Source organism: Aliiroseovarius conchicola (genome assembly GCF_041403445.1).
Classification (GTDB): Bacteria; Pseudomonadota; Alphaproteobacteria; order Rhodobacterales; family Rhodobacteraceae; genus Aliiroseovarius; species Aliiroseovarius conchicola.
In genome coordinates this window covers 58547-80905 of record NZ_JBGEHL010000004.1, presented here as the reverse complement: position 1 = coordinate 80905, position 22359 = coordinate 58547, and the positions used below count along the sequence as shown (strand labels likewise).

20 protein-coding genes and 1 tRNA gene are annotated in these 22359 nt (G+C 56.8%); 14 read left to right on the top strand and 7 right to left on the bottom strand.

Translation table 11 applies throughout. The features are described from left to right. Positions 1–110 precede the first annotated feature (110 nt). On the bottom strand, positions 111–1325 hold the full coding sequence (locus V6N04_RS08550) for a bifunctional alpha/beta hydrolase/OsmC family protein (RefSeq protein ID WP_371169728.1): 1215 nt from the start codon (positions 1323–1325) through the stop codon (positions 111–113). Positions 1326–1456: 131 nt separating this feature from the next. Between V6N04_RS08550 and V6N04_RS08545 the strand changes: the two genes are divergently transcribed. The 3 genes from V6N04_RS08545 (at position 1457) to V6N04_RS08535 (ending at position 3711) form a co-directional block, all read left to right on the top strand. Further along, positions 1457–2335, top strand: coding sequence for an endonuclease/exonuclease/phosphatase family protein (locus V6N04_RS08545; RefSeq protein WP_371169727.1), 879 nt, complete (start codon positions 1457–1459; stop codon positions 2333–2335). Positions 2336–2418: 83 nt separating this feature from the next. After that, positions 2419–3183, top strand: coding sequence for a heme-dependent oxidative N-demethylase family protein (locus V6N04_RS08540; protein ID WP_371169726.1), 765 nt, complete (start codon positions 2419–2421; stop codon positions 3181–3183). Positions 3184–3453: 270 nt separating this feature from the next. Further along, positions 3454–3711 (top strand): hypothetical protein, encoded by a 258-nt coding sequence (locus V6N04_RS08535; protein ID WP_371169725.1) that lies wholly within the window; start codon positions 3454–3456, stop codon positions 3709–3711. Positions 3712–3809: 98 nt separating this feature from the next. On the opposite strand, the gene glnA is transcribed toward V6N04_RS08535, so the two are convergent. Together glnA and V6N04_RS08525 are read right to left on the bottom strand one after the other, a co-directional pair. Continuing rightward, on the bottom strand, positions 3810–5216 hold the full coding sequence (gene glnA / locus V6N04_RS08530) for a type I glutamate--ammonia ligase (protein ID WP_371169724.1): 1407 nt from the start codon (positions 5214–5216) through the stop codon (positions 3810–3812). A 33-nt stretch (positions 5217–5249) separates the two neighbouring features. After that, positions 5250–5588 carry a P-II family nitrogen regulator gene (locus V6N04_RS08525; RefSeq protein ID WP_371169723.1) on the bottom strand — a complete coding sequence of 113 codons (339 nt, stop codon included), beginning with the start codon at positions 5586–5588 and terminating at the stop codon, positions 5250–5252. Between the two features lie 167 nt (positions 5589–5755). On the opposite strand from V6N04_RS08525, the gene V6N04_RS08520 reads away from it, so the two are divergent. Continuing rightward, entirely contained in the window at positions 5756–7450 is a 1695-nt protein-coding gene (locus tag V6N04_RS08520; protein ID WP_371169722.1) for an NAD(P)H-hydrate dehydratase, read from the top strand. On the opposite strand, the gene V6N04_RS08515 is transcribed toward V6N04_RS08520, so the two are convergent. After that, positions 7447–7950 (bottom strand): Hint domain-containing protein, encoded by a 504-nt coding sequence (locus V6N04_RS08515; RefSeq protein ID WP_371169721.1) that lies wholly within the window; start codon positions 7948–7950, stop codon positions 7447–7449. The genes V6N04_RS08520 and V6N04_RS08515 overlap by 4 nt on opposite strands. A 268-nt stretch (positions 7951–8218) precedes the next feature. On the opposite strand from V6N04_RS08515, the gene V6N04_RS08510 reads away from it, so the two are divergent. Together V6N04_RS08510 and tig are read left to right on the top strand one after the other, a co-directional pair. After that, positions 8219–8303, top strand: a tRNA-Leu gene (locus V6N04_RS08510). A 21-nt stretch (positions 8304–8324) separates the two neighbouring features. After that, positions 8325–9656, top strand: coding sequence for a trigger factor (gene tig, locus V6N04_RS08505; RefSeq protein WP_371169720.1), 1332 nt, complete (start codon positions 8325–8327; stop codon positions 9654–9656). Positions 9657–9841: 185 nt separating this feature from the next. Here tig and V6N04_RS08500 read toward each other — a convergent pair whose 3' ends face one another. Further along, a complete protein-coding gene (locus V6N04_RS08500) occupies positions 9842–10333 on the bottom strand; it encodes a transglycosylase SLT domain-containing protein (RefSeq protein WP_371169719.1) in 492 nt (163 codons plus the stop codon). A gap of 203 nt (positions 10334–10536) precedes the next feature. Here V6N04_RS08500 and V6N04_RS08495 point away from each other — a divergent pair, with 203 nt between their 5' ends. The 4 genes from V6N04_RS08495 to V6N04_RS08480 are packed head-to-tail and all read left to right on the top strand — an operon-like array spanning position 10537 to position 15604. Continuing rightward, the gene (locus V6N04_RS08495; RefSeq protein WP_371169718.1) at positions 10537–11787 is read left to right on the top strand and encodes a sarcosine oxidase subunit beta family protein; all 1251 of its coding nucleotides are present in this window, start codon (positions 10537–10539) and stop codon (positions 11785–11787) included. Positions 11788–11800: 13 nt separating this feature from the next. Next, the gene (locus V6N04_RS08490) at positions 11801–12097 is read left to right on the top strand and encodes a sarcosine oxidase subunit delta (RefSeq protein ID WP_371169717.1); all 297 of its coding nucleotides are present in this window, start codon (positions 11801–11803) and stop codon (positions 12095–12097) included. Further along, positions 12094–15048 (top strand): sarcosine oxidase subunit alpha family protein, encoded by a 2955-nt coding sequence (locus V6N04_RS08485; RefSeq protein WP_371169716.1) that lies wholly within the window; start codon positions 12094–12096, stop codon positions 15046–15048. The genes V6N04_RS08490 and V6N04_RS08485 overlap by 4 nt, the downstream gene beginning before the upstream one ends. Beyond that, complete coding sequence (locus tag V6N04_RS08480; protein WP_371169714.1) at positions 15041–15604, top strand: sarcosine oxidase subunit gamma; 564 nt, start codon at positions 15041–15043, stop codon at positions 15602–15604. The genes V6N04_RS08485 and V6N04_RS08480 overlap by 8 nt, the downstream gene beginning before the upstream one ends. Here the strand turns inward: V6N04_RS08480 and V6N04_RS08475 are convergent. Together V6N04_RS08475 and V6N04_RS08470 are read right to left on the bottom strand one after the other, a co-directional pair. Further along, the gene (locus V6N04_RS08475; RefSeq protein WP_371169992.1) at positions 15597–16547 is read right to left on the bottom strand and encodes a GlxA family transcriptional regulator; all 951 of its coding nucleotides are present in this window, start codon (positions 16545–16547) and stop codon (positions 15597–15599) included. The genes V6N04_RS08480 and V6N04_RS08475 overlap by 8 nt on opposite strands. Before the next feature lie 56 nt (positions 16548–16603). Further along, positions 16604–17500 (bottom strand): LysR family transcriptional regulator, encoded by an 897-nt coding sequence (locus V6N04_RS08470; RefSeq protein ID WP_371169713.1) that lies wholly within the window; start codon positions 17498–17500, stop codon positions 16604–16606. Between the two features lie 103 nt (positions 17501–17603). Between V6N04_RS08470 and V6N04_RS08465 the strand changes: the two genes are divergently transcribed. Genes V6N04_RS08465 through V6N04_RS08450 form a run of 4 tightly spaced genes read left to right on the top strand, consistent with a single transcriptional unit; the run spans position 17604 to position 22357 of the window. Next, positions 17604–19052: an aldehyde dehydrogenase family protein gene (locus tag V6N04_RS08465; protein WP_371169712.1), complete on the top strand. Its 1449-nt coding sequence runs from the start codon at positions 17604–17606 to the stop codon at positions 19050–19052. An 11-nt stretch (positions 19053–19063) separates the two neighbouring features. Further along, positions 19064–20038, top strand: coding sequence for a membrane dipeptidase (locus tag V6N04_RS08460; protein WP_371169711.1), 975 nt, complete (start codon positions 19064–19066; stop codon positions 20036–20038). Between the two features lie 4 nt (positions 20039–20042). Then, positions 20043–21731 (top strand): hypothetical protein, encoded by a 1689-nt coding sequence (locus V6N04_RS08455; protein ID WP_371169710.1) that lies wholly within the window; start codon positions 20043–20045, stop codon positions 21729–21731. Then, positions 21728–22357, top strand: a complete 630-nt coding sequence (locus tag V6N04_RS08450; RefSeq protein ID WP_371169709.1) for a DUF3726 domain-containing protein — start codon at positions 21728–21730, stop codon at positions 22355–22357. The genes V6N04_RS08455 and V6N04_RS08450 overlap by 4 nt, the downstream gene beginning before the upstream one ends. Positions 22358–22359 lie beyond the last annotated feature (2 nt).

The following is a 22359-nucleotide window of genomic DNA, read 5'->3' as shown; positions in this document are numbered from 1 at the left end:
GGGGTTTTTGACGCGCGGGTGGCTCAGGTCAAGGCAAAAAGCCGATCCGAGGGCCACCCACGCAATTTTCGCCGTCCGAATGTGGCTTTAACGCGGTCCAAAGGTTGGGCCTAATCGGCCAGCACTGTCTCGATCTCGCTTGAGGCCTCCAAGGTGCGGTGAACCGGACATTTGTCTGCAATTTCAAGCAAGCGGGCACGTTGATCACCGTCTAAAGCGCCCGTCAGGTGGATTTCACGCCGGAAGCGGTCGATCCGATCGCGGGTGCCAGTTTCCGCGTCTTGAGCGTGAACTTTGTCGTGGCTTACGTCGACCCAAATATGATCAAGCGGCCAACCTTTTCTGCGGGCATACATGCGGATTGTCATCGAGGTGCAGGCACCCAGCCCGCTGGCCAGGAACCCGTAGGGCGACATGCCTTTATTGGTGCCCCCATAGGCAAGCGGTTCGTCCGCGAATGTGTGATGGTTGGGCCCGGATTGGATGTCCTGCAAGAACCCGCGGGGATCAGCCTCGGTCGAACGCACAATGCCTTCGGGTGCACCGGGTGGGGGCGCGGGCGGAGAGAGTTGCACATATTTTGCGACCCATGCGGCGATGACGTCCGCCACATATTCCGCGTCCTCTGGGCGCGAAATCAGGTGATCAGCATCATCCAGCGTAACAAAACTCTTTGGATGTTTTGCCCCGATAAAGATGGTAGCGGCGTTGTCGATCGACACAATCTGATCACGCGGCGCGTGCAGCACTAGAAGGGCTGCGTTAAGAGACGGTAGCGCATCGTTCAGATCGCTTGCCTCGACATCTTTGATGAATTCCTCACGCACACGGAACGGGCGGCCGCCCAGATTAACTTCGCTGACGCCTTCTGCACGAATGCGCGGAACGGCATCGGCAAAATTGTCGACCACGTGGGCAGGGTCGGCAGGGGCACCAATGGTGACGACGGCCTTGGTGTCTGGCAAGCGACTTGCCGCCTTGATCACTGCGGCTCCACCCAGTGAGTGGCCGATCAGGAGGCTAGGGGACATACCACGATCCGACAACGCCGTGGCGGCGCGTTCGATATCTTCGACATTGGACGAGAAGTTCGTGTTCTCAAACTCGCCCGACGAATGGCCAAGTCCGGTGAAGTCGAACCGAAGCACCGCAATGCCTAGCCCTGCCAGACGCGCCGCAACACGTCGCGCAGCCGCGATGTCTTTGCCGCAGGTAAAGCAATGCGCAAATAGCGCTGTGGCTAAATGCGGACCATCTGGCATATCAAGCCGCGCGGCCAGCGGGTTTCCGTCAAAGCCGGTGAAGCTGAATTTTTCGGTTTTCATCGCGATCCCCCTTCGGTGCGTCCTTGCACATTGGGCATCATCGGCGTAGCTCACAAGATCGGCGGAGCATTGCTCACGCAAGGGTGATTGAATGTTCCTTTTTTCCGAGAAGGGGGTAACAAGGGCGCATGATGAAACGCGGTCTTAAAAACCTTTTGATACTGGCACTTATCGTCTTGGGCGCGGGGTATTTGGGCAATCAGCACCCCGCTGGCGATAGTCTGGCTGTATTTCGGCCTCAGATCGCGGTGGCGGTGATCTTTCTTGCCGGGCTTTTATGGTTGGCGCTGGCACGTCGCTGGGCGTTGGTGGGGTTTGTTGCAGCCGGTGCTGCCCTTGGGCCGATTGTCTGGCTGTACAGCACTGGCAATGCCGAAGGGCGCACTGAATTAAGTCTGTATCAGAAAAACATGCGTTTCCTCGTGGAGGATCCGGGGTTGCTGGCCCACGACGTGTTGGCGCGTGCGCCTGATTTCCTGACATTACAAGAGGTAAGTGGTGTAAACATGGCGGTCTTTGACCCGCTGGAAAAGACTTATAAGAGCCGCCAGTTTTGCCCCTTCGCCACGGTGGGCGGCGTCGCCGTCGCCTCGCGTTGGCCAATGGTCGCAGGATCGTCCTTTTGCGCTGAAGCTGATGGGCTGGCCGCGATGCGTGTTGTAACGCCACAAGGCCCGGTTTGGGTCGTATCGATCCATCTGCATTGGCCGTGGCCCTATAGCCAGCCCGCCCATATCGCCCGGTTGCTGCCGATTTTGCAGGGGCTTGAAGGTCCCATGGTGATTGGTGGGGACTTCAATATGGTACCTTGGAGCACGTCGTTTGAAATGATCGAGGCGGTGTCGGGCACGGAACGGATCGGGCCCCCACATGTCTCGTTGACCAAGGCAAATGGTTGGATGCGGGTCCCCATCGACCATGTTTTGGTGACAGGCGGGCAAGGCCGGGTGCAACGGCTTCCCCGGCTTGGCTCGGACCATTATGGCCTGCTTGCCCGGTTCGCCATCTAAGGGGCTTTGGGCCGCAATCGCGGTCTTGCCAAACGGGTGGTAACCACTGAAGCTCTCGGCCAAGTCATATCTGTGAGGGTTTCGTGGAAATCTGTCAAAAACATCTCCCGATCGGACCTTGGGCGGATTTGCAGCATCGTAAACTGCCGGGACTTTCGCCAATCACCGAAGGCGAGTGGTTGCTTGTTGACGATGCCTACACCGCACAGATGGCCTATCGGGTGCGTCTGATGCAAGACGAGTTGGATCAGGTTCACCGGCTGAGTGACGAGGCGCGTCCCGCTGCGGATGAGCTTTTGGAAACGATTTTGGCGGAGTTGGAGACGCGTCCAGATTTCGACGTAGCCCCCGCGTTCGTCCGTTGCCCCGACGGGCGTGAGGTTTCTGTCGACCGATCCCAACCGCTATTGACCTGCGGTGCATTGGTCCAAGAGGATTTTGTCCTTATGCAGAAGCGTGGTGGGGAGGATGAGCATGTCCTGACCGGTGCGATCCTGTGCTTTCCGGCAAGCTGGTCGCTTGGGCAGAAATTTCTGAAACCCATGACGCGCATCCACAAGCCGGTAGCAGAGTATACGACGGATATCGCACGTCGTGTTCAGCGCCTATTTGATGGGGTTCAGGTTGGGCGGCCAATGTGGCGCGCAAACTGTCTGATCTATGCGGATCCTGACCTGTTTCAGCCACGGACCGAGGAAGACCGACGCGTGGCCACGACCGAAGGAGCGGGCTGGGTCAGAGTGGAAAGACAGGGGATGCGGCGATTGCCCCAAACTGGGGCTGTGGTGTTTTCGATCCACACCTTTGTTGTGCGAAAGTCCGACGAACTTGGCGAATCAATTGAGTAGTTCCCGGTCGAACGCTTAATATCCATGGTCAGATTGTGTCCCTTCGCGGGCATCAATGTGGGTTTGATTTGACGCCAATCTCGGATTGGTTGACCGCGCCATTCTTTCGCCCGCATTCAGAGAATAATCGCCGAAACTGCAGAGTTTTTTAACAAAACCCTTTGAAAATACAGCACAGCCGACTATCGCTTTACCGAGATGACGTTGCTGGGGAAGAACGTGTCGGGCGTCGTCGATTGTAGAGTGATCCAAGTGTGAAAGGTTGAGAATATGCTGCGAGTGGGAATGATTGTATTGGCGTCTGTTGTGGCCGTGTCAGGTTGCGGGCGATCAAGCTATGAAAGTACGCCGGTTGTTGTGAAGACACCGAAGGGCGAAGTTACGTGTCAGCTTTACACCGTCGAGCGTGTACAGTGGGACCAAGCGATCGCGAAACCTGCGAACATGTCGAAACGCGAAGCTGACAATGTGTGTATCGCCAAAGGTGCAAAGCAGTTGGAGGCTTACCGCGCGGCTGGAGGCGTTTGATCGCCGGCGCGTAGTTTTGGTTATCTGACACTGTGAATAAGTAAAGGGCGCCGCAATCGGCGCCCTTTCTTTTTTGTTCTGTAGTCGCCCGACTGGACTTAGCAGCTGTAGTAAAGCTGATATTCTACTGGGTGAGGCGTGTGCTCGTAGGCATAGACCTCTTCCCATTTCAGATCCAGGTAACCTTCGATCTGGTCTTTGGTGAATACGTCACCGGCCAGAAGGAAGTCATGATCTTCTTTCAAGCTATCGAGAGCTTCGCGCAGAGATGCACACACCGTGTCGATGCCTTCCAGCTCTTCCGCTGGCAGATCATAGAGGTTTTTATCTTGCGCGGGGCCCGGGTCGATCTTGTTCTTGATGCCGTCAAGGCCAGCCATCAGAAGGGCTGCGAAGCACAGGTAAGGGTTCGCGGCTGGATCAGGGAAACGAGCTTCGACGCGTTTTGCTTTCGGGCTTTCTGTCCACGGAATACGAACACAACCCGACCGGTTGCGAGCCGAGTAGGCGCGCAGAACAGGGGCCTCAAAACCGGGGATCAGACGCTTGTAGCTGTTGGTCGCCGGGTTGGTGAAAGCGTTCAAGGTTTTGGCATGTTTCAGGATGCCCCCGATGAACCAAATCGCTTCTTGGCTGAGGTCGGCATATTTGTCGCCCGCGAAAAGCGGCTTGCCGTCTTTCCAGATCGACATGTTCACATGCATGCCGGTGCCGTTGTCGCCCGCGATGGGCTTGGGCATGAAGGTGGCCGATTTGCCATAAGCATGTGCCACGTTGTGGATGATGTATTTGTATTTCTGCAGCTCGTCGGCCTGTTTGGTCAGGCTGTCAAAGATCAAGCCAAGCTCGTGCTGGCACGATGCCACCTCGTGGTGGTGCTTGTCGGTTTTCATACCGATTTGCTTCATGGTCGACAGCATTTCCGAGCGCAAGTCTTGTGCGTCGTCAATCGGGTTCACGGGGAAGTAGCCGCCCTTGACGCCGGGACGGTGGCCAGTGTTGCCCATCTCGTATTCGGCGTCAGTGTTCCAAGACGCGTCAACCGCATCCACTTCGAACGACACTTTGTTCATGGTGTTTGAGAAGCGCACATCATCAAACAAGAAGAACTCGGCTTCTGGACCCATATAGGCCACGTCACCAATGCCGGATGCTTTCAGATAAGCCTCGGCTTTTTCGGCTGTGCCGCGCGGGTCGCGACCATAGCTTTCGCCGGTGTCAGGCTCGACAATCGAGCAATGCAGACACAGGGTTTTTTCGGCGTAGAACGGATCGACATAAGCGCTGTTGGTGTCGGGCATCAATTTCATGTCCGAGTTTTCAATCGACTTCCAGCCTGCGATTGACGAGCCGTCGAACATGAAGCCTTCTTCAAGGAAGTCTTCGTCGACAAGGTCGCAATCAACAGTCACGTGCTGCAGCTTGCCGCGCACGTCAGTAAAACGGATGTCGACATAGGCGATGTCGTCGTCCTTGATTGTTGAGAGTACGTCTTTAACGCTCATTTCACTTATCCTTTGGTTCGTATCTTATCTGTCTCAGACCGCATCGTGGCCGGTTTCACCGGTACGGATGCGGATCGCTTGTTCTACGGGGGTGACGAAGATTTTGCCGTCACCGATTTTGTCGGTCTTTGCGGCTTCAACGATGGCCTCGATGGCTTCGTCCACCTGGTCGGCGGGCAGCACGACCTCGATCTTCACTTTGGGCAGGAAGTCGACGACATACTCAGCGCCGCGGTAAAGTTCCGTGTGGCCCTTCTGTCGGCCAAAGCCCTTCACTTCGATCACCGAAAGGCCTTGCACCCCGATGTCCTGTAAGGCTTCTTTGACTTCATCCAGCTTGAACGGCTTGATGATGGCTTCGATCTTTTTCATCTGCATCCCCCATGTGGTTGCTCGCGTTGCGACCCAAAGACCACTTTCCTATGGGCGCGACAATTGGATAGGCTGACGCAGGATAGGGCGAGTAGGCTGATTTCCGGGCGATTGCACAAAAATTAGGCAGTTGGTTTAAGAATTGAGCATGTGACGAAAGGTGACCCATGACTGAATTGCTGAAAGCGGCCCAAATGAAGGCCATCGAGCAAGCGGCCATCGACTCAGGTGAGGTCACCGGGCTTGAACTGATGGAGCGCGCGGGCAGGGGGGTGGTCGAGGCCATCTTTGAAGAATGGCCGGAGCTTTCCAAGACCTCGCATAAGGCTGTGGTGCTGTGTGGGCCGGGGAACAACGGTGGTGACGGGTTCGTCGTGGCGCGGCTGCTGAAAGAGTCGGGCTGGGAGGTGGAAGTGTTCCTGTATGGGGATGCTGATAAGCTGCCCCCGGATGCGCGGGTGAATTATGAGCGTTGGGGGGAGATGGGGGTTGTTCACGACTTTCTGATGCCTTTGCAGGATTTTCCAGACCACCTGAAAACCATGACTGAAGGTGAAGAGGGCATCGTTCTGGATGCGTTGTTCGGTACAGGGCTTACGCGCGCCCTAGATTCTGATGCGCGTCGTCGTTTGTCCGAATTGCATTCGCTTGTACCAATTTGCTTTCTGAAAAGCGTTTCCGTCGATGCACCGAGCGGATTATGCTGTGACAGTGGTAAATGGCTTCTGGATGAAGAGGGCTATTCAGCAGAATTCTGGACAGATCTGTGCGTTAGTTTTCATAGCTACAAGCTTGGGCATCTGCTCGAGAATTGTTTTGTGAAAAGCTTCCGTGTGAAATCCATCGGTCTGAGTGAGGTTATGTCGCATGTGAGCTTGGCTACGACTCAAAAGATGTTTCAAGGGCTCGGAAACGTATTGGCGGAAAGCGCTGGGCCCGACGCTTTGAAGTCTTTGTTACGTCAGGAGTTCGAAGCAGAAATTGAGGTATTGCCGGAGTTGCCACCGGTTTCACTCGTTCAAAGAATGAGCGAGGAAACAGAGAAGCATGGAGACCACAAATATTCTCACGGCCACGCCCTCATCCTTTCTGGCCCCTCCGGCAAAGGCGGTGCAGCCCGTCTAGCGGCACGCGGTGCGCTCCGCATCGGCGCAGGGCTGGTCACCGTCGCCCCAACACCCGGCGCACTCCAAGAAAACGCAGCGCGGTTGGATGCCATTATGTTGTCGCCGGTCGGGGATGCCCCGACACTTGAAGCCACATTGGTGGATGAACGGCTCAACGCGCTGTGCCTAGGCCCCGGATTGGGGCAGCGGCGAGCCCGTGATCTCGTTCCTGTGGCGTTGGCAGCCAAACGAGCGACAGTGCTCGATGCGGATGCGTTAACGACTTATGCGGAAAACCCCGCCGAACTCTTTGACATGTTGTATGAAAACTGCGTGTTGACGCCGCATGCAGGTGAGTTCGGCCGCCTGTTCCCGGACATCGCAGAGAAACTCAACGCCCCCGCCACCAAAGGCCCCGCCTATTCCAAGGTGGATGCCACACGCGAAGCCGCCGCGCGGGCAGGGTGTGTCGTGCTGTTCAAGGGGCCGGACACGGTGATTGCCGCGCCGGAGGGGACGTGTTCGATCAACTCGGCCGCCTATGAACGCCAAGCGCCATGGCTCGCGACCGCCGGGTCGGGCGACGTGCTGGCCGGCTTCATCACCGGGTTGCTCGCGCGCGGGTTCTCTCCCATGCAGGCCGCGGAAACTGCGGCGTGGCTGCATGTGGAATGCGCGCTGGAGTTCGGTCCCGGTCTGATCGCCGAGGACTTGCCCGAGATGCTGCCCAAAGTGTTCCGGAAGCTGTCGGCTTAGCGGATGTAGTGGTGGGCCGGGGTGGCAAGAAACTCCAATCCACCCACGCAAAACAAATCCGGTTCATCAAAATGCAGGTGAAACAGCGGCAGGTCGGCGTCCAATCCCATGGGGCGGATCAGCTCTCCGTCGGCAAGCGCATGAACGGGGACAAGCGCCTGGTCGCGCCGGTACATCGCCTGCGCCATCCATCCGGACACAAGCACATGTTGCTGGCCGGACAGAATGATGGGCCCCGACTTCTCTCTATGACGGCCTTGCGCCAGTGCTTTCGGAGATATTCGATACAGCGCGCGGGCAGGGGCAGCGGTACACGTGACCAACGACAACCGCACGCGGCGGCGATCCTTGGTTAGAACCTGATCTCCGGGTGCTAAAGTTTCTATGGCGCGCGTACCGTGCAGAGTTTGCACAAGCGCGCCGGGACCGATGCCGGATACCAGCGCGCCATCGCGCACGTATCCTGCCACCGCGTCCCCGGAATGGGACATGGGTGTCATGAACTGTTCTGCCTCTTTCGTCGGCCCAGTTTCGGGCTCTTCTGTTTGTCTGCACGCTACCAACTCCAAACGCAAAATCACCTGTTATTTGCCGACCGAGTCGTTTTGTCGTCGCTTCGAGATACTGACTGTGGCTATTTCGTCGCGAAATGCAGCCGATCCTATACGTATTGGGGTGTTTTTCCTCTCGCATCCCGAACTGAATGTTGCTAGAAGGGCGCGAATTTGGGCGGCCTCGGCGAAACGACGCGGGCTGCCCACGGTTTTTGCGGGTGTGGCGGAATTGGTAGACGCACCAGATTTAGGTTCTGGCGCCGCGAGGCGTGGGGGTTCGAGTCCCTTCACCCGCACCATAGTTGAAAGAGGACGACGACATGCAGGTCACCGAGACCCTGAATGAAGGCCTGAAGCGCGGCTATAAGATTGTGGTTCCGGCCGCTGATCTGGACGCGAAGGTCAACGAAAAGCTGGTTGAAGCCCAACCTGAAGTCGAAATGAAGGGCTTCCGCAAAGGCAAAGTGCCTATGGCTCTGTTGAAAAAGCAGTTCGGTCAGCGCCTGATGGGCGAGGCCATGCAAGAAGCCGTCGACGGTGCGATGAACAAGCATTTCGAAGACAGTGGCGATCGTCCCGCCCTGCAACCCGACGTCAAGATGACCAATGAAGATTGGAAAGAAGGCGACGACGTTGAGATCGAGATGAGCTACGAAGCTCTGCCCGAAATTCCAGAAGTCGACCTGAAGAAAGTTAAGCTTGAGAAGCTGGTTGTGAAAGCGGGCGAAGCGGATATCGAAGAAGCGCTGGGCAGCCTTGCTGAAACCGCGCAAGACTTCAAAGACCGCAAGAAAGGCTCGAAAGCCAAAGACGGCGATCAAGTTGTGATCGACTTCCTTGGTAAAGTTGACGGCGAAGCGTTTGATGGCGGCGCGGCTGAAGACTACCCACTGGCGCTGGGCTCCGGTTCATTCATTCCGGGCTTCGAAGAGCAACTTGTTGGCGCGAAAGCTGGCGAAGAGCTTGAAGTCAAAGTGACCTTCCCTGCGGAATACGGTGCAGAAAACCTTGCCGGCAAAGACGCTGTCTTTGAATGCAAGGTAAAAGAAGTCAAAGAGCCTGTTGCTGCCGAAGTAAACGACGAGCTGGCCAAGAAATTTGGCGCAGAAGATCTGGATGGCCTGAAAGGTCAAATCAGCGAACGTCTGGAAGCCGAGTTTTCGGGCGCCGCCCGTGCGGTTATGAAGCGTGGCCTGCTCGACGAGCTGGACAAGATGGTTGATTTCGATCTGCCACCGTCGCTGCTCGACGCAGAGGCCAAGCAAATCGCACATCAGCTGTGGCACGAAGAGAACCCCGAAGTGGAAGGTCACGACCACCCCGAGGTTGAGCCAACTGACGAGCACACCAAATTGGCAGGCCGCCGCGTGCGCCTTGGCCTGTTGCTGGCTGAGCTGGGCCAGAAAGCCGAGATCGAAGTATCAGACGCTGAAATGACCCAAGCGGTTATGAACCAAGCGCGTCAATATCCGGGCCAAGAGAAGCAATTCTTTGAATTCGTTCAGCAAAACCCGCAGATGCGCCAACAAATTCAGGCGCCTTTGTTTGAAGACAAAGTCATCGACTATGTGTTTGAACTGGCGAAGGTTTCTGAAAAAGAAGTCTCTAAGGACGATCTTCAAAAAGCTGTTGAGGCTCTTGAAGAAGAATAAGATTGGCAACACTGCCAACATGAAGGCCGTCCTCCGGGGCGGCCTTTTTGTGTCTGAAGCCGCGAAAGCGAAGCTCAGATCGCGCCCCATTTTCTTTCTCAAAATATCCTGGGGTGAATGCGCAAGGCGCAGAGGGGCAACGCCCCTTCAGGCTCATCCTACTGGATGAGCCACCATCGCGGCGATCAGCCTGGCCGCAACCCGGTTTCTACTAATAAGCCCAGCCGCTTGGCTTCATAATAATACCCGCGCGCGTACCATTTCATCGCGTTGCCGATATCTCCATCCGCCACAATGTAGGCCCCACGTAGATACTTGCCCGCATATTTCAGGTTCACGTCCGGATCGAGCAACTCGCTGGCCGGTCCCCGATGCCCCATCGTGCGCGCGGTTTGAGGCAGGATTTGCAACAGCCCCCAATACGGACCATTGCGTGCCCACGGGCGGTGGGTGCTTTCACGAACGGCTTGTCGATGCACCAACTCTCGGGGGATCTGATAATGGTCAGCCCATTTGTTGATCAACGCCCGAAGTTCAGGCGTTTCATTGGGATATAGCGGCGGGTTGAACCCCGACTGGTCGCTTTTCGATCGTTCGGGTTTGTCGCGGCCACCACATCCAACCAACGCGATTGCGGGCAGGGTGAAAAGCAACGTACGTCGTTGGAAGTGTTTCATGTTCTCAGCTTAAGCCCGAGATGTCGGGTCCGAAAGGGCGGAGTAGGATGTAAGCGGGCCTCTGCCGCCAAAAGTGGCGCACTGGACGAGGTGACCATCCGTTTCCGGCAGTTTTGTCGCATTTCGTGCGCTTTCTGTCCGAAACCGTTCATGCGGCGATGCGCGATTGCTTCTCAATTGGAAGGGACAGTTGCGGAGGCTTCATGAGATATTCAGGCTTTGGATTAATCAAAGAGGCGTTGACCGGCCATAAGGGCTGGCGACCGCAATGGCGCGATCCTGCCCCTCAGGACCACTATGATTATGTGATTGTCGGCGGTGGCGGACATGGGTTGGCCACAGCTTACTACCTTGCCAAAGAGTTCGGCGGTGCACGCATTGCGGTGCTTGAGAAAGGCTGGATCGGTGGCGGCAATGTTGGGCGCAACACGACCATCATCCGATCAAACTATCTGCTCGATGGGAACGAACCGTTTTACGAGTTCTCGTTGAAGCTTTGGGAAAACCTTGAGCAAGATCTGAACTACAACGCGATGGTCAGTCAGCGGGGCATTCTGAACCTCGTGCATTCAGACGCGCAACGCGACGCGGCGCGCAGGCGCGGCAATGCGATGATCTTGAACGGATCGGACGCCGAGCTGTTGGACGTCGAAGGCGTGCGCGCCATGTATCCGTTTCTGAACTTCGACAATGCGCGTTTTCCGATCCAAGGCGGTCTACTGCATCGGCGCGGTGGCACGGTGCGTCACGATGCGGTGGCGTGGGGCTATGCGCGCGGGGCGGACCAACGCGGTGTTGACATCATCCAGAATTGCGAAGTCACCGGGATGCGGATCGAAGACGGGCGCATTCTGGGGCTTGAAACCTCCCGCGGCTTCATAGGTGCGGGGAAGGTCGGTGTCTCGGTTGCTGGGTCTTCCAGCCGCGTGATGGCGATGGCGGGTATGCGCCTTCCGATCGAAAGCCATGTCTTGCAAGCCTTTGTTTCTGAAGGACTTAAGCCGATCATTCCCGGTGTGATCACCTATGGCGCGGGCCATTTTTATTGCAGCCAATCGGACAAGGGCGGGCTTGTGTTCGGGGGCGATATAGATGGCTACAACTCCTACGCCCAACGCGGGAACTTGCCGGTCGTCGAGGATGTAATTGAAGGCGGAATATCCCTGATCCCAGCTCTTGGACGTGCGCGGCTGTTGCGCAGTTGGGGTGGCATTATGGACATGTCGATGGATGGCTCTCCGTTCATCGACAAGACGCAAATCGACGGTCTCTATTTCAATGGGGGCTGGTGCTACGGGGGCTTTAAGGCGACGCCTGCCTCTGGTTACTGCTTTGCGCATCTCTTGAAGACAGATCGACCACATGAAACCGCTTCGGCCTATCGGTTGGATCGATTCATGTCGGGTCACATGATTGACGAAAAGGGCCAAGGTGCCCAACCGAACCTGCATTAGAGGAACGAAACAGATGATCATCAACCATCCGCTATTAGGTCCCCGCGACGCGCAGGAATTTACCTATCTGGGCGATGCCTCGCTGATGAACCGACCGTATTGGTTGTCAGAGAATGCTCTGCGCGAGTTTCACGACTACCTCTACCTGCGCGACAATACGGCAGGTGAGCATCGTGAATTATGGTTCCACGAACAAGGGGATCGGTCGTGGCTAGTGGTGACCCGCAGTACGGTGACCCATGAGATCAACAAGGTCGAGCTTGCCCGCGATGTGGCCGGGGCGCGTCACAAAGCGGAAACGCTCCAATGAGCCAGATAAACCGCCTTGCCGGAGGAACGATCAACCGAGACAACACGCTGTCGTTCAGCTTTGACGGTAAATCCTATCAGGGGTTTGAAGGCGATACGCTGGCGTCGGCTTTGTTAGCAAATGGCGTTCGTCTTATGGGGCGATCATTCAAGTACCACCGCCCGAGGGGGGTGCTGAGCGCGGGAAGTGAAGAACCAAACGCGCTGGTCGAGCTGCGCTCTGGCGGTCGGCAAGAACCCAACACACGCGCCACAGTGGCCGAGATTTATGATGGGCTAGAGGCCACGTCGCAAAACCGCTGGCCGTCGCTTGAACGCGATGTGATGGCGATCAACGACAGGTTCTCAAACTTCCTGACGGCTGGGTTCTATTACAAAACATTCATGTGGCCGAAAGCGTTTTGGGAAAAGGTCTATGAGCCGATTATCCGCAAGGCGGCGGGGCTTGGCAGCCTGACGGGCGAAGATGATCCGGACCTTTACGACAAAGGTTTCCTGCATTGTGATCTGCTGATTGTTGGGGCGGGACCAGCAGGTCTGGCTGCCGCGCTGACGGCTGGGCGGGCCGGGGCGCAGGTCGTTTTGGCGGATGAGGATTATCAACTGGGCGGGCGGTTGATCACTGAAGCAGCTTTGCTTTCCGACATCTCGGGCGATGCTTGGGTGGCGCAAACTTTGGCAGAGCTGGACACAATGCCCAACCTTCGGATCATGCCGCGCACAACTGTGTACGGGGCCTATGACCATGGAGTCTACGGCGCGGTTGAGCGCAATGCGGACCACATGTCGGTGCCACAAGACGGCAAGCCGCGTCAGACGGTTTGGCGGATTTATTCAAAGCGCGCCGTGATCGCGACAGGGGCCATCGAACGCCCAATTGCGTTTGAAAACAACGACCGCCCGGGCATCATGCTGGCGGGGGCAGTTCGCAGCTATGCCAACCGTTGGGCAGTGACACCTGCGAAATCAGTTGTGGTTTTTTCCAACAACGACGACGCGCATCAAACGGCGCGCGACCTGATTGCGAAAGGTGTAAAGGTGCCTGCCGTGGTGGATGTGCGCCCGGATGCACCCGACATTGATGGGATTGAAGTCCTTAAGGGCGCGCAGATTGCCGACACAAAGGGGCGTCTTGGGGTGCAAGAGGTCTCGGTTCGTCTGGCGAACGGGCAGGCGCAAAATATCCCCTGTGAGGCGGTGGCCATGTCGGGCGGATGGAACCCGAACTTGGGTTTGACCTGCCACCAGCGCGGGCGCCCGGTTTGGCACGAAGACATCCAAGCTTTTGTCCCGGGTGAGGACCAGCCAGCGGGGCAGGCTGTGGCTGGGGCGGCGAACGGCGATCTGACAACGTCTGGTGCGCTGTCCGGCGGGGCCGCTGCTGCGGTTGCCGCGCTAAAGGAGCTTGGAATAAAGGCGAAATCAGCTGGTCTGCCAGAGGCGCAGGACACCCCAGTTTCGATCACACCGTTCTGGCATGTGACCGGAGCCAAGCGCGCTTGGCTGGATTTCCAAAACGATGTGACGGTAAAGGATGTGAAACTGGCACATCAAGAGAACTTCACGTCGGTGGAACATCTGAAGCGCTATACCACATTGGGGATGGCGACGGATCAAGGGAAGACGTCGAACCTTGGCGCGCTGGCGGTGATGGCTGAGCTGACTGGCAAGACCATTCCACAGACGGGCACAACGATCTTCCGTCCGCCCTATACACCCGTCTCGATGGGGGCACTGGCAGGGCGTGCCGTGGGCAAAGAGTTTCACCCCACGCGGCTGACTCCAAGCCACCATTGGGCCGAAGAACAAGGCGCGGTGTTTGTCGAAGTAGGCAACTGGCTGCGTGCGCAATGGTTCCCGAAACCCGGTGAAACGCATTGGCGGCAATCGGTGGACCGTGAGGTCTTGCAGACGCGTAACTCGGTGGGTGTTTGTGATGTCAGCACATTGGGCAAAATTGACGTTCAGGGCCGGGACGCAGCCGAGTTTCTGAACAAGATTTATGCCAACGCTTTTGCCAAACTGCCTGTGGGCAAGGTGCGGTACGGTGTGATGCTGCGCGAGGATGGGATTGCCTATGATGACGGTACCGCGGCGCGATTTGCGGACGATCACTATGTGATAACGACGACGACGGCCAATGCGGTGCTGGTCTATCGCAACATGGAGTTTGCGCGCCAATGCTTATGGCCTGACCTGGATGTTCAGCTGATCTCGACCACTGAAGCATGGGCGCAGTATGCAGTGGCTGGGCCGAACAGCCGCAAGCTTTTGCAGAAAGTTGTGGATGAAGAGTTCGACATCTCAAACGATGCGTTTCCGTTCATGGCATGCGGTGACATCACGGTCGCTGGCGGGTGCCGGGCGCGCCTTTTCCGCATCTCGTTCTCTGGGGAAATGGCCTATGAAATTGCCGTGCCAACCCGCTATGGCGATGCCCTTATGCGCGCGCTGATGGAGGCCGGAGAGGAATTCGGTGTGGTGCCTTATGGGACCGAAGCCTTGGGCGTGATGCGGATCGAAAAAGGCCACGCGGCGGGCAACGAGCTGAACGGGACGACGACGGCGCTGAACCTTGGGTTGGGACGCATGGTGTCGAAAAAGAAAGACTGCATCGGCAATGTGATGAGCGAACGGACAGGTTTGAACGAACCTGACGCGCTAAATTTGGTCGGGATCAAGCCTGTTGATGCCTCGGTCCCGGTTCCGGCTGGCAGTCACTTGATGAATACCGACGGTCCCATAGATGCGGCGCATGATCAGGGATACGTCACCTCGGCGGCCTATTCACCGATCTTGGAGACCTCGATCGGGCTGGCCTTTGTGAAGGGCGGTTTCGAACGTATGGGGCAGCGTCTTCGGTTGGTGAACCCGCTGGAAGGGTTTGAGACAACTGTAGAAATCGTCAGTCCGCATTTCGTTGATCCAGAGGGAGGAAAGTTGCGTGCATAACCTGAAACCCTTCACGCCGCTTGGAGCGGACGTGCCGCATGTGGACGAAATCGGAACGGTCACACTTCGCGAACGGGTGGAATTTGCCCTGGCGTCCGTGGCAGCACGTTTGTCCACATCAGGCGACACCCACAAGGCCGTGAAGACCAAGTTGGGGGTGAGCTTGCCAGACGTCGGGATGGCCAGCCATGGCGACCAAATGTCGGCGTTCTGGATGGGGCCAGATCAGTGGATGATCGTGGCATCCTATGATGCGAAAACCGATCTTGCATCCGACGTAAAGGCCGCAGTAAGCGATGCGGCTTCGGTCGTGGAGCAAACGGATGGCTGGTGTCGGTTCGACATTCAGGGCGCGCAGGTTTGCGATGTTCTGGAGCGCTTATGTAATGCCCCTGTGCGCAGCATGGCGATGGACGCAGTTGTGCGCAGCTCGTTGGAACATACCGGGGCGTTTGTCTGGCGGACCACCGATGATGAGTTTGCAGTGATTGGGCCGCGATCTTCAGCAGGATCACTGCATCACGCTTTGATCGCGGCGGCTCGTTCGGTCAGCTAGACGGCAGGCAATCCCCATCTCGTACACGTAACGAGTTTTTGGCCCTGCGATCCGCAATCGGCGTTATTCCGAAGCTTTCGCGGTAATGGCGCAGAAACGCGCCGGGGGTTGCATAGCCGACCATATAGCCGACCTCGGTGATTGGATCATTTGTATAAAGCACCAATTGCCGCGCCTGCTTCATCCGCATAGCGCGATAATATTTCAGGGGACTTTGGCCGGTGGCCTCTTTGAAACTGCGTTCCAAACTGCGGGTGGAAACGCCGACCTGTTCGGCCACCTCGCTGATTTGCAACGGGTTTTCGATATGATCAGCAAACAGGCTGATTGCACGCGTAACCTGCTTTGGTAGCAGGTCTTCGCTGATGCCCGTCGACAGGGCGGGTGTTGTTTGCGATTGGGCTGCGGAGCGAATGAATGGGTGTTGGAACCAACAGGCAACCTCGGCCATGATCTCGTCCCCGAGCTTGTCTTCAATCAAGCCAAGCATATGGTCGAACACCGCCGACGCGCCGGAAACCGTTTCAAATGAACCATGATCGCTGATTACCGTGTTTTCGATTGGGATATCGGGGAATTCGGCGGCGAAGGCGGCCTCGTAACACCAATGGACAGAGAGGGGTGCATCTTGGGTTAAGCCAGAGCGCGCAAGAGGGAACACGCCCCCGCTGAAGGCCCCCAATGCGCCTCCAGCACGCAGGTGTCGTTGCAACGCAGCCCCGGCGCGCGCGGGTTGTTCAAATCGTCCGTCGGGGCTGGATGCGAAGAACAAGTAGTCAAGATCTGCAACTTCGGCCAAGGTTGTATCAGGCGCGAAAGCAACGCCGGCTGAAGAAGCGACGGGCAAGGCCGCCTCGGCCACGACCGTCCAATGAAAGATGTTCTGACCTGAGATCTCATTGGCAGCACGAAGGGGTTCGATGCAAGACGTCAGGCACGCCATTGGAAAGCCCGGGAAAATCAAAATTCCAAGCTGCACCGGCTTTGTTGGGTTTCCAGTCAATTGCGTGACCCTTTGTCCAATATTTCGGCCGTCTGCATTAAGCGTTCTTCCACCAATCTTGCCGCTGGCGATTGTGCCGTTTCTGCCTTGCGGAGCAAGTGTACTTCGCGCTTGATTGACCGATCCGCAAGCGGGCGAAACACCAAGTTGCTTGCCTGCACCGCCTTCGAGGCCATTTCGGGTAAGATCGTGACACCAATATTTGCCCGCACCAACGACAGGCTAGAGGTCAGGTTGTGCGCTGAGAGCAACGCACCCTCGTGGAGCTTTCGTGATTGCGGGGTTGAAATCCCTGCTGACAGGTTGTTTGCGATCAAGCGCGCATCACTAAGCGCGTCCCAACTGACCGGGCCTGTTTGCTGGGCAATGGGGTGGTCTGGCGATGCGATCACGCCGAAACGGTCCGTCAAAAGCAGGCGGCTTTCAAAGCCATGCCTGTCATCGCGCAAAGTGGCCACGCCAATGTCGATCCTACCGCGCGACAGCTCGTGCAAGATAGAGGCTGAATCCATGTCTCTCAGCTCGATCTCGAGGTCGCTGAATTCGTCAATAAAGTGAGAGAACAGCGAGGGCATAATCGTACCCGCGACAGAAGGAACGGTGGCGATACGCACATGCCCTCGTCGGGCATTTGCGAAGCCTTCGATGACCTTCACCGTATTGTCGAACTGCTGCAACTCGCGCTCTGCCTGATCCAGGACGAATGCCCCCAACGCAGTCAGTTTGTTCTTTCGATCTGTCTCGAACAACGGTTCGCCCAAATGGGTTTCCAGCTGTTTTAGCATCATGGACACCGCCGATGGGGTGCGCCCCAGCCGACCTGCGGCATCGCTCAGGTTTCCACTATGGGCGACCTCGGCGAAGCCGCGTAGGAGTTCGATCTTGATGGTCACTTCAAAAATCCTGAAAGATTATTCAATTATTTGAGTTTGATTGAAGTGGGGGAAATTGTCCATACTGATCTGGAACCAGACTTTCGTGTGAGGCACCACAATTATGACCGACATCCAGAAAAACCTGATCGCAGGCGAATGGCAAACCGGAGAGGGCGAAGTCGAAAACCGCAGCCCTTCGGATCTAAGCGATCTGGTGGGCGTTTATGCCCAAGCCAGCAGCGACCAGTTGGAAGCGACGCTTGATCAGGCGCGTGTTGCCCAGCGAGAGTGGGCGGCCTATGGCATGGAGCGCAAGCAGGCGGTCCTGATGGCGATCGGCAACGAGCTGATGGCACGTGCTGAGGAATTGGGTGAGCTTCTGTCGCGCGAAGAAGGCAAGCCGAAAGCAGAAGGCAAGGGCGAGGTCTATCGCGCCGGTCAGTTCTTCACTTACTACGCAGCAGAATGCCTGCGTCAGTTGGGTGAGAACGCAGATTCCGTGCGTGAGGGCGTCGAGATTGACGTGCGCCGCGAACCTATTGGCACTGTGGCGATCATCAGCCCGTGGAACTTCCCAACTGCAACGGCGTCGTGGAAGATCGCGCCAGCGCTTTGCTATGGCAACGCGGTTGTGTGGAAGCCTGCGAACATTACACCTGCGTCGGCCGTAGCGCTGACCGAGATCATCAACCGTCAGGACATTCCCAAAGGCTTGTTCTCGCTGGTCATGGGCGCTGGTCGCTCGGTTGGGCAGCGCTTGGTGGAAAGCCCGAAGGTGAATGCAATTTCATTCACAGGCTCTGTTCCGGTGGGCAAGGGCATTGCGTCTGCGGCGATCCAGAACCTGACCAAAGTTCAGATGGAGATGGGATCGAAAAACGCTTTGGCTGTGATGGACGACGCCGATCTTGATCTGGCGGTCACGCTGGCCCTTGGTGGGGCATTTGGTGGGACTGGGCAGAAATGCACAGCTTCGTCACGGTTGATCGTACATGCGGCGGTTCACGATGCTTTTGTTGAAAAGCTGGTCGCCGGCACTCAGGCCATGAAAGTGGGCCATGCGCTGGAAGAGGGCACGCAGTTGGGTCCGGTTGTCAGTGAACAACAGCTGAAAGAAAACTTGGCCTATGCCGATTTGGGGAAATCCGAAGGCGCAGAACTGGCCTGCGGTGGTGTACGCTTGGATATGCCGCACGAGGGTTTTTACATGTCGCCCGGCGTTTTTGTGAATACGACCAATGACATGCGCATCAATCGCGAAGAGATGTTTGCGCCGCTGACCTCCGTAATCAAGGTTGGCAGCTATGACGAAGCTTTGGCAACTGTGAACGACACGAACTTCGGCCTGACATCGGGCATCGTGACGAAATCGCTGGCCCGCGCCACGCATTTCCGTCGCAACGCGCAAACGGGTGTAGTGACCATCAACCTGCCAACCGCGGGCACCGATTATCACGTTCCATTCGGTGGTCGTGGCGACAGCTCTTACGGACCACGCGAGCAAGGAAAGGCGGCGGCCGAGTTCTATACCACGGTCAAAACCGCCTATATCAGCGCGGGTCCCGTTTAATGGTGTCCGGTATGCTTATTGATGGGCTGCAATACGCCAATTGGTCTGAGAAGATCTTTCGGCAGATGCGCGACGGTGGGGTGGACGCGGTTCACGTCACCATCGCCTATCATGAGACATTCCGGGAAACCGTTCTGAACTTTGAAAAATGGAACCGCTGGTTCGAGCAATATCCAGATCTGATCATGAAAGGTCAGTGGGCAAGCGACATTGATAAAGCGCGGGAAACCGGGCGGACGGCGATCTTCTTTGGGTTCCAAAATCCCAGCCCGATGGAAGATGACATCGACCTGATCGAGATCTTGCACACATTAGGTGCGCGCTTTATGCAGTTGACTTATAACAATCAATCGCTTCTGGCGACCGGGTGTTATGAGGCTGAGGACACCGGTATCACACGGATGGGCAAACAAGTCATCCGCGAGATGAACCGTGTGGGCTTGGTGGTGGATATGAGCCATTCCGCCGACCGATCCACCATTGAAGCCGCTGAAATGTCCGAGCGGCCGATTGCCATCACACATGCCAATCCGCATGATTGGTCGCCTGCCTTGCGCAACAAGAAAGATAACGTCATTCGGGCTGTGACCGAGAATGGTGGGATGCTCGGTTTCTCGGTCTATCCGCACCATCTGAAGGACAAATCCGACTGCACGATTACCAGCTTCTGCGAGATGATCGCCCGCACGGCGGAAACCTATGGGGCGGAGCATTTGGGGATCGGAACCGATCTGTGTCAGGACCATCCCGATAGCGTGGTGGAATGGATGCGGGTTGGTCGGTGGAGTAAGGACATCGACTATGGCGAGGGGTCGGCGTCGAACGCTGGTTTCCCCCCAATGCCCACTTGGTTCAACGACAACAGAGACTTCGGCAACATCGAAGCTGGCCTGCGCGCGACCGGGCTGAGCGATAACGAAGTTGCCGGAATAATGGGGCAGAACTGGTATAGGTTCTTCCGCGACAACTTCACGCCCAAAGGATGAAATGATGGAACCGGTCGCCCAAACAGAGATTGAATGCAGGTCACCTGAAAAGGTTATGCGACTGTCTCGGCTTGGGTCGCTTCATCAATGTCGTCTAAGTTTCATGCGCGTTTTGATGCGACGCATGGCGTGCGAGGCATGGAAATTTACCAGACCGGTATTCAAGATCGATGAGAGAGGTGTGGGTCACGCTGTCTACACCGCTCAAGGACCCGAGCGCGCCTATTCGCTGGTCGCCTTTGCTCATGATTTGCCGCCCGAGATGCGGTCTGATCGCGTGATCGCGACGGCTTGGGATTGCACGTTCACGCTCTATGACGGTGTGCCGGACGTGGCGGATATTGAGCGTTTGTCGAAGAACGTTCCGCTGCAAGAGGCCGGACGGGTCAGCGAGCGAGAGATCTCGGTGTCGCGGGCAAACCGGTCCGTGCGTCTGTGGGCGCATTTCGTGGATGCTTTGGCCGCGGGCGAGCAACCTGATCAAGAAAAGGTCGATGCGGTCGGGTACTTGATGCGCACCACCGCCGTCTACGGGTCGGGTAAACTTGGAGCTGCGGATCGCGAGGTTATCGCGGATCGGCCAGAAATGCAGGTGCCGTTCCAGGCCGAGATGCTTTCGGTCTACCTGACACGGACTTTTGTACGCGATCTTGTTCAGCACATGGCGGATGCCAAAGGGGGCAATAAGACTGCGCGCCTTGATCCTGCGATTGCGCGCCAGCTTGGGATCGGCAATTCAACCGGATTGGGCATGGCGCCATTCATTGTCAATCATCCACTTTTGTTCAACAACTGGATTATGGCGCGGGAAGAGGCCATCGCGCGTGTCCGTTCAGTTGCGACAGCAACTCAGCATGACGTTGATAGTTTTCTGGCGCTATTCGAGCGTAGCGTGTCGTCCGTTGATCGTTGGAAATCGCAACACCCCATTCAGATCGAAAAGCTCAAACTGCTTCGTTCCGATTTGCGGGCGTTGCGGGCTTACCTTGCCGGGGACGCCCTACACAAAGACGATCCTTGGGATCAGCTGATGGTTTGGTGTGACGCGCACCTAAACGAGGATGCACAGGAACTGGTGGCATCACTGATGCTGGAACCCTATGGCGAACTTGTCGACGGTCTGGCGTCTTGCATGGCGGACGGCAACTCTGAGGCGTTTACAATAGATGGGCAGATGTCCGTCGGTGACGTGAAATCCCTGATCGAAAACAATTTTGGCTGGGCATTTGATCACAACTGGTCAGACCCCGAGCATTGCGCCCGTGCATGGTATGTGTCGGAAGAGAAGCTAGAGCCAAGATTGGGCGAGCGCTTTGAAGAACCAATTGAGGATTATGAACAACCGCTTGCACCCGCGCGCGACAGCGTTGCCGCGCATAAGGCAATGGAAATCTTCGCATCTGACATGCCAATCGCCGCGTTCCTTCTGCAACACCCCGAACATCGCCATACCGTGCGCCGCGCGCAGATGAGCCGCGTTGCGCCCTACGGCGAAATTCGTGACAATACGATCAGTTCGGCGGTGCTGCCAATCGATATGTTGCGCGCTAAACTCTCGTTCTTTGGTGCGACACATTTTGACCCTCGATCAGACCGTTGGGTGCGCATTTGCATGTATTCCGGTGCTCCGTATCCTGAAGAGCTGGGCAAACAAAACGCGGATCTTTGGGTTTACCCGGAGGCGTCGGCATGAGTTTTTCATTAAATGAAGTCGAAGCTACGGCCAAACGCGCGACCCGCGGTGCAGGATATAGCTGGGGAACTGCCGAAGAAGCTGCCAAAGCCACGCGTTGGCTATGCGCCCATGGGCAAGATGGTGCGGTCGCACTGGCTGAGCTTCTTAATGCGGGATATGGGAGCGCTGCAACGGATCATGCTCCGCAGAACCTCGATGAGATCTGGCAGTGCTCGGGCAACTTGTGCGCGTTGGTGACAGGCGCATGCCTGTCTGATTGTGCCCAGCTTTTGAGCGACAGGCCGGTACAAATGCGCGGTGTTTCTGTACCGATGATGATCCTACCCTTTGCGGCCAGTGCGGCCCGAACCCTGAAAGCCAGTGTCAGCGTGGAATGCGGTGATGTGGTGGCGGTGACGGACGGATCGCAGCTGTCAATTACAGGGCCATTCCCGAATGAGGCTCGAGAGCTTCGTATCAGTCGGGGTGGCGTGATTGCCGACACACAACCGATCATGACACGTGCCCGGCCGAATGCCGATGCGTGGCGTGCGCTTAACACGTTTGCCCACCGGACTTATGCACCCGCGACGGAAGAAAGCCGCTTGCTTGGCGCCGGTGCGGGCCTCTCTGACAATGACTAAAA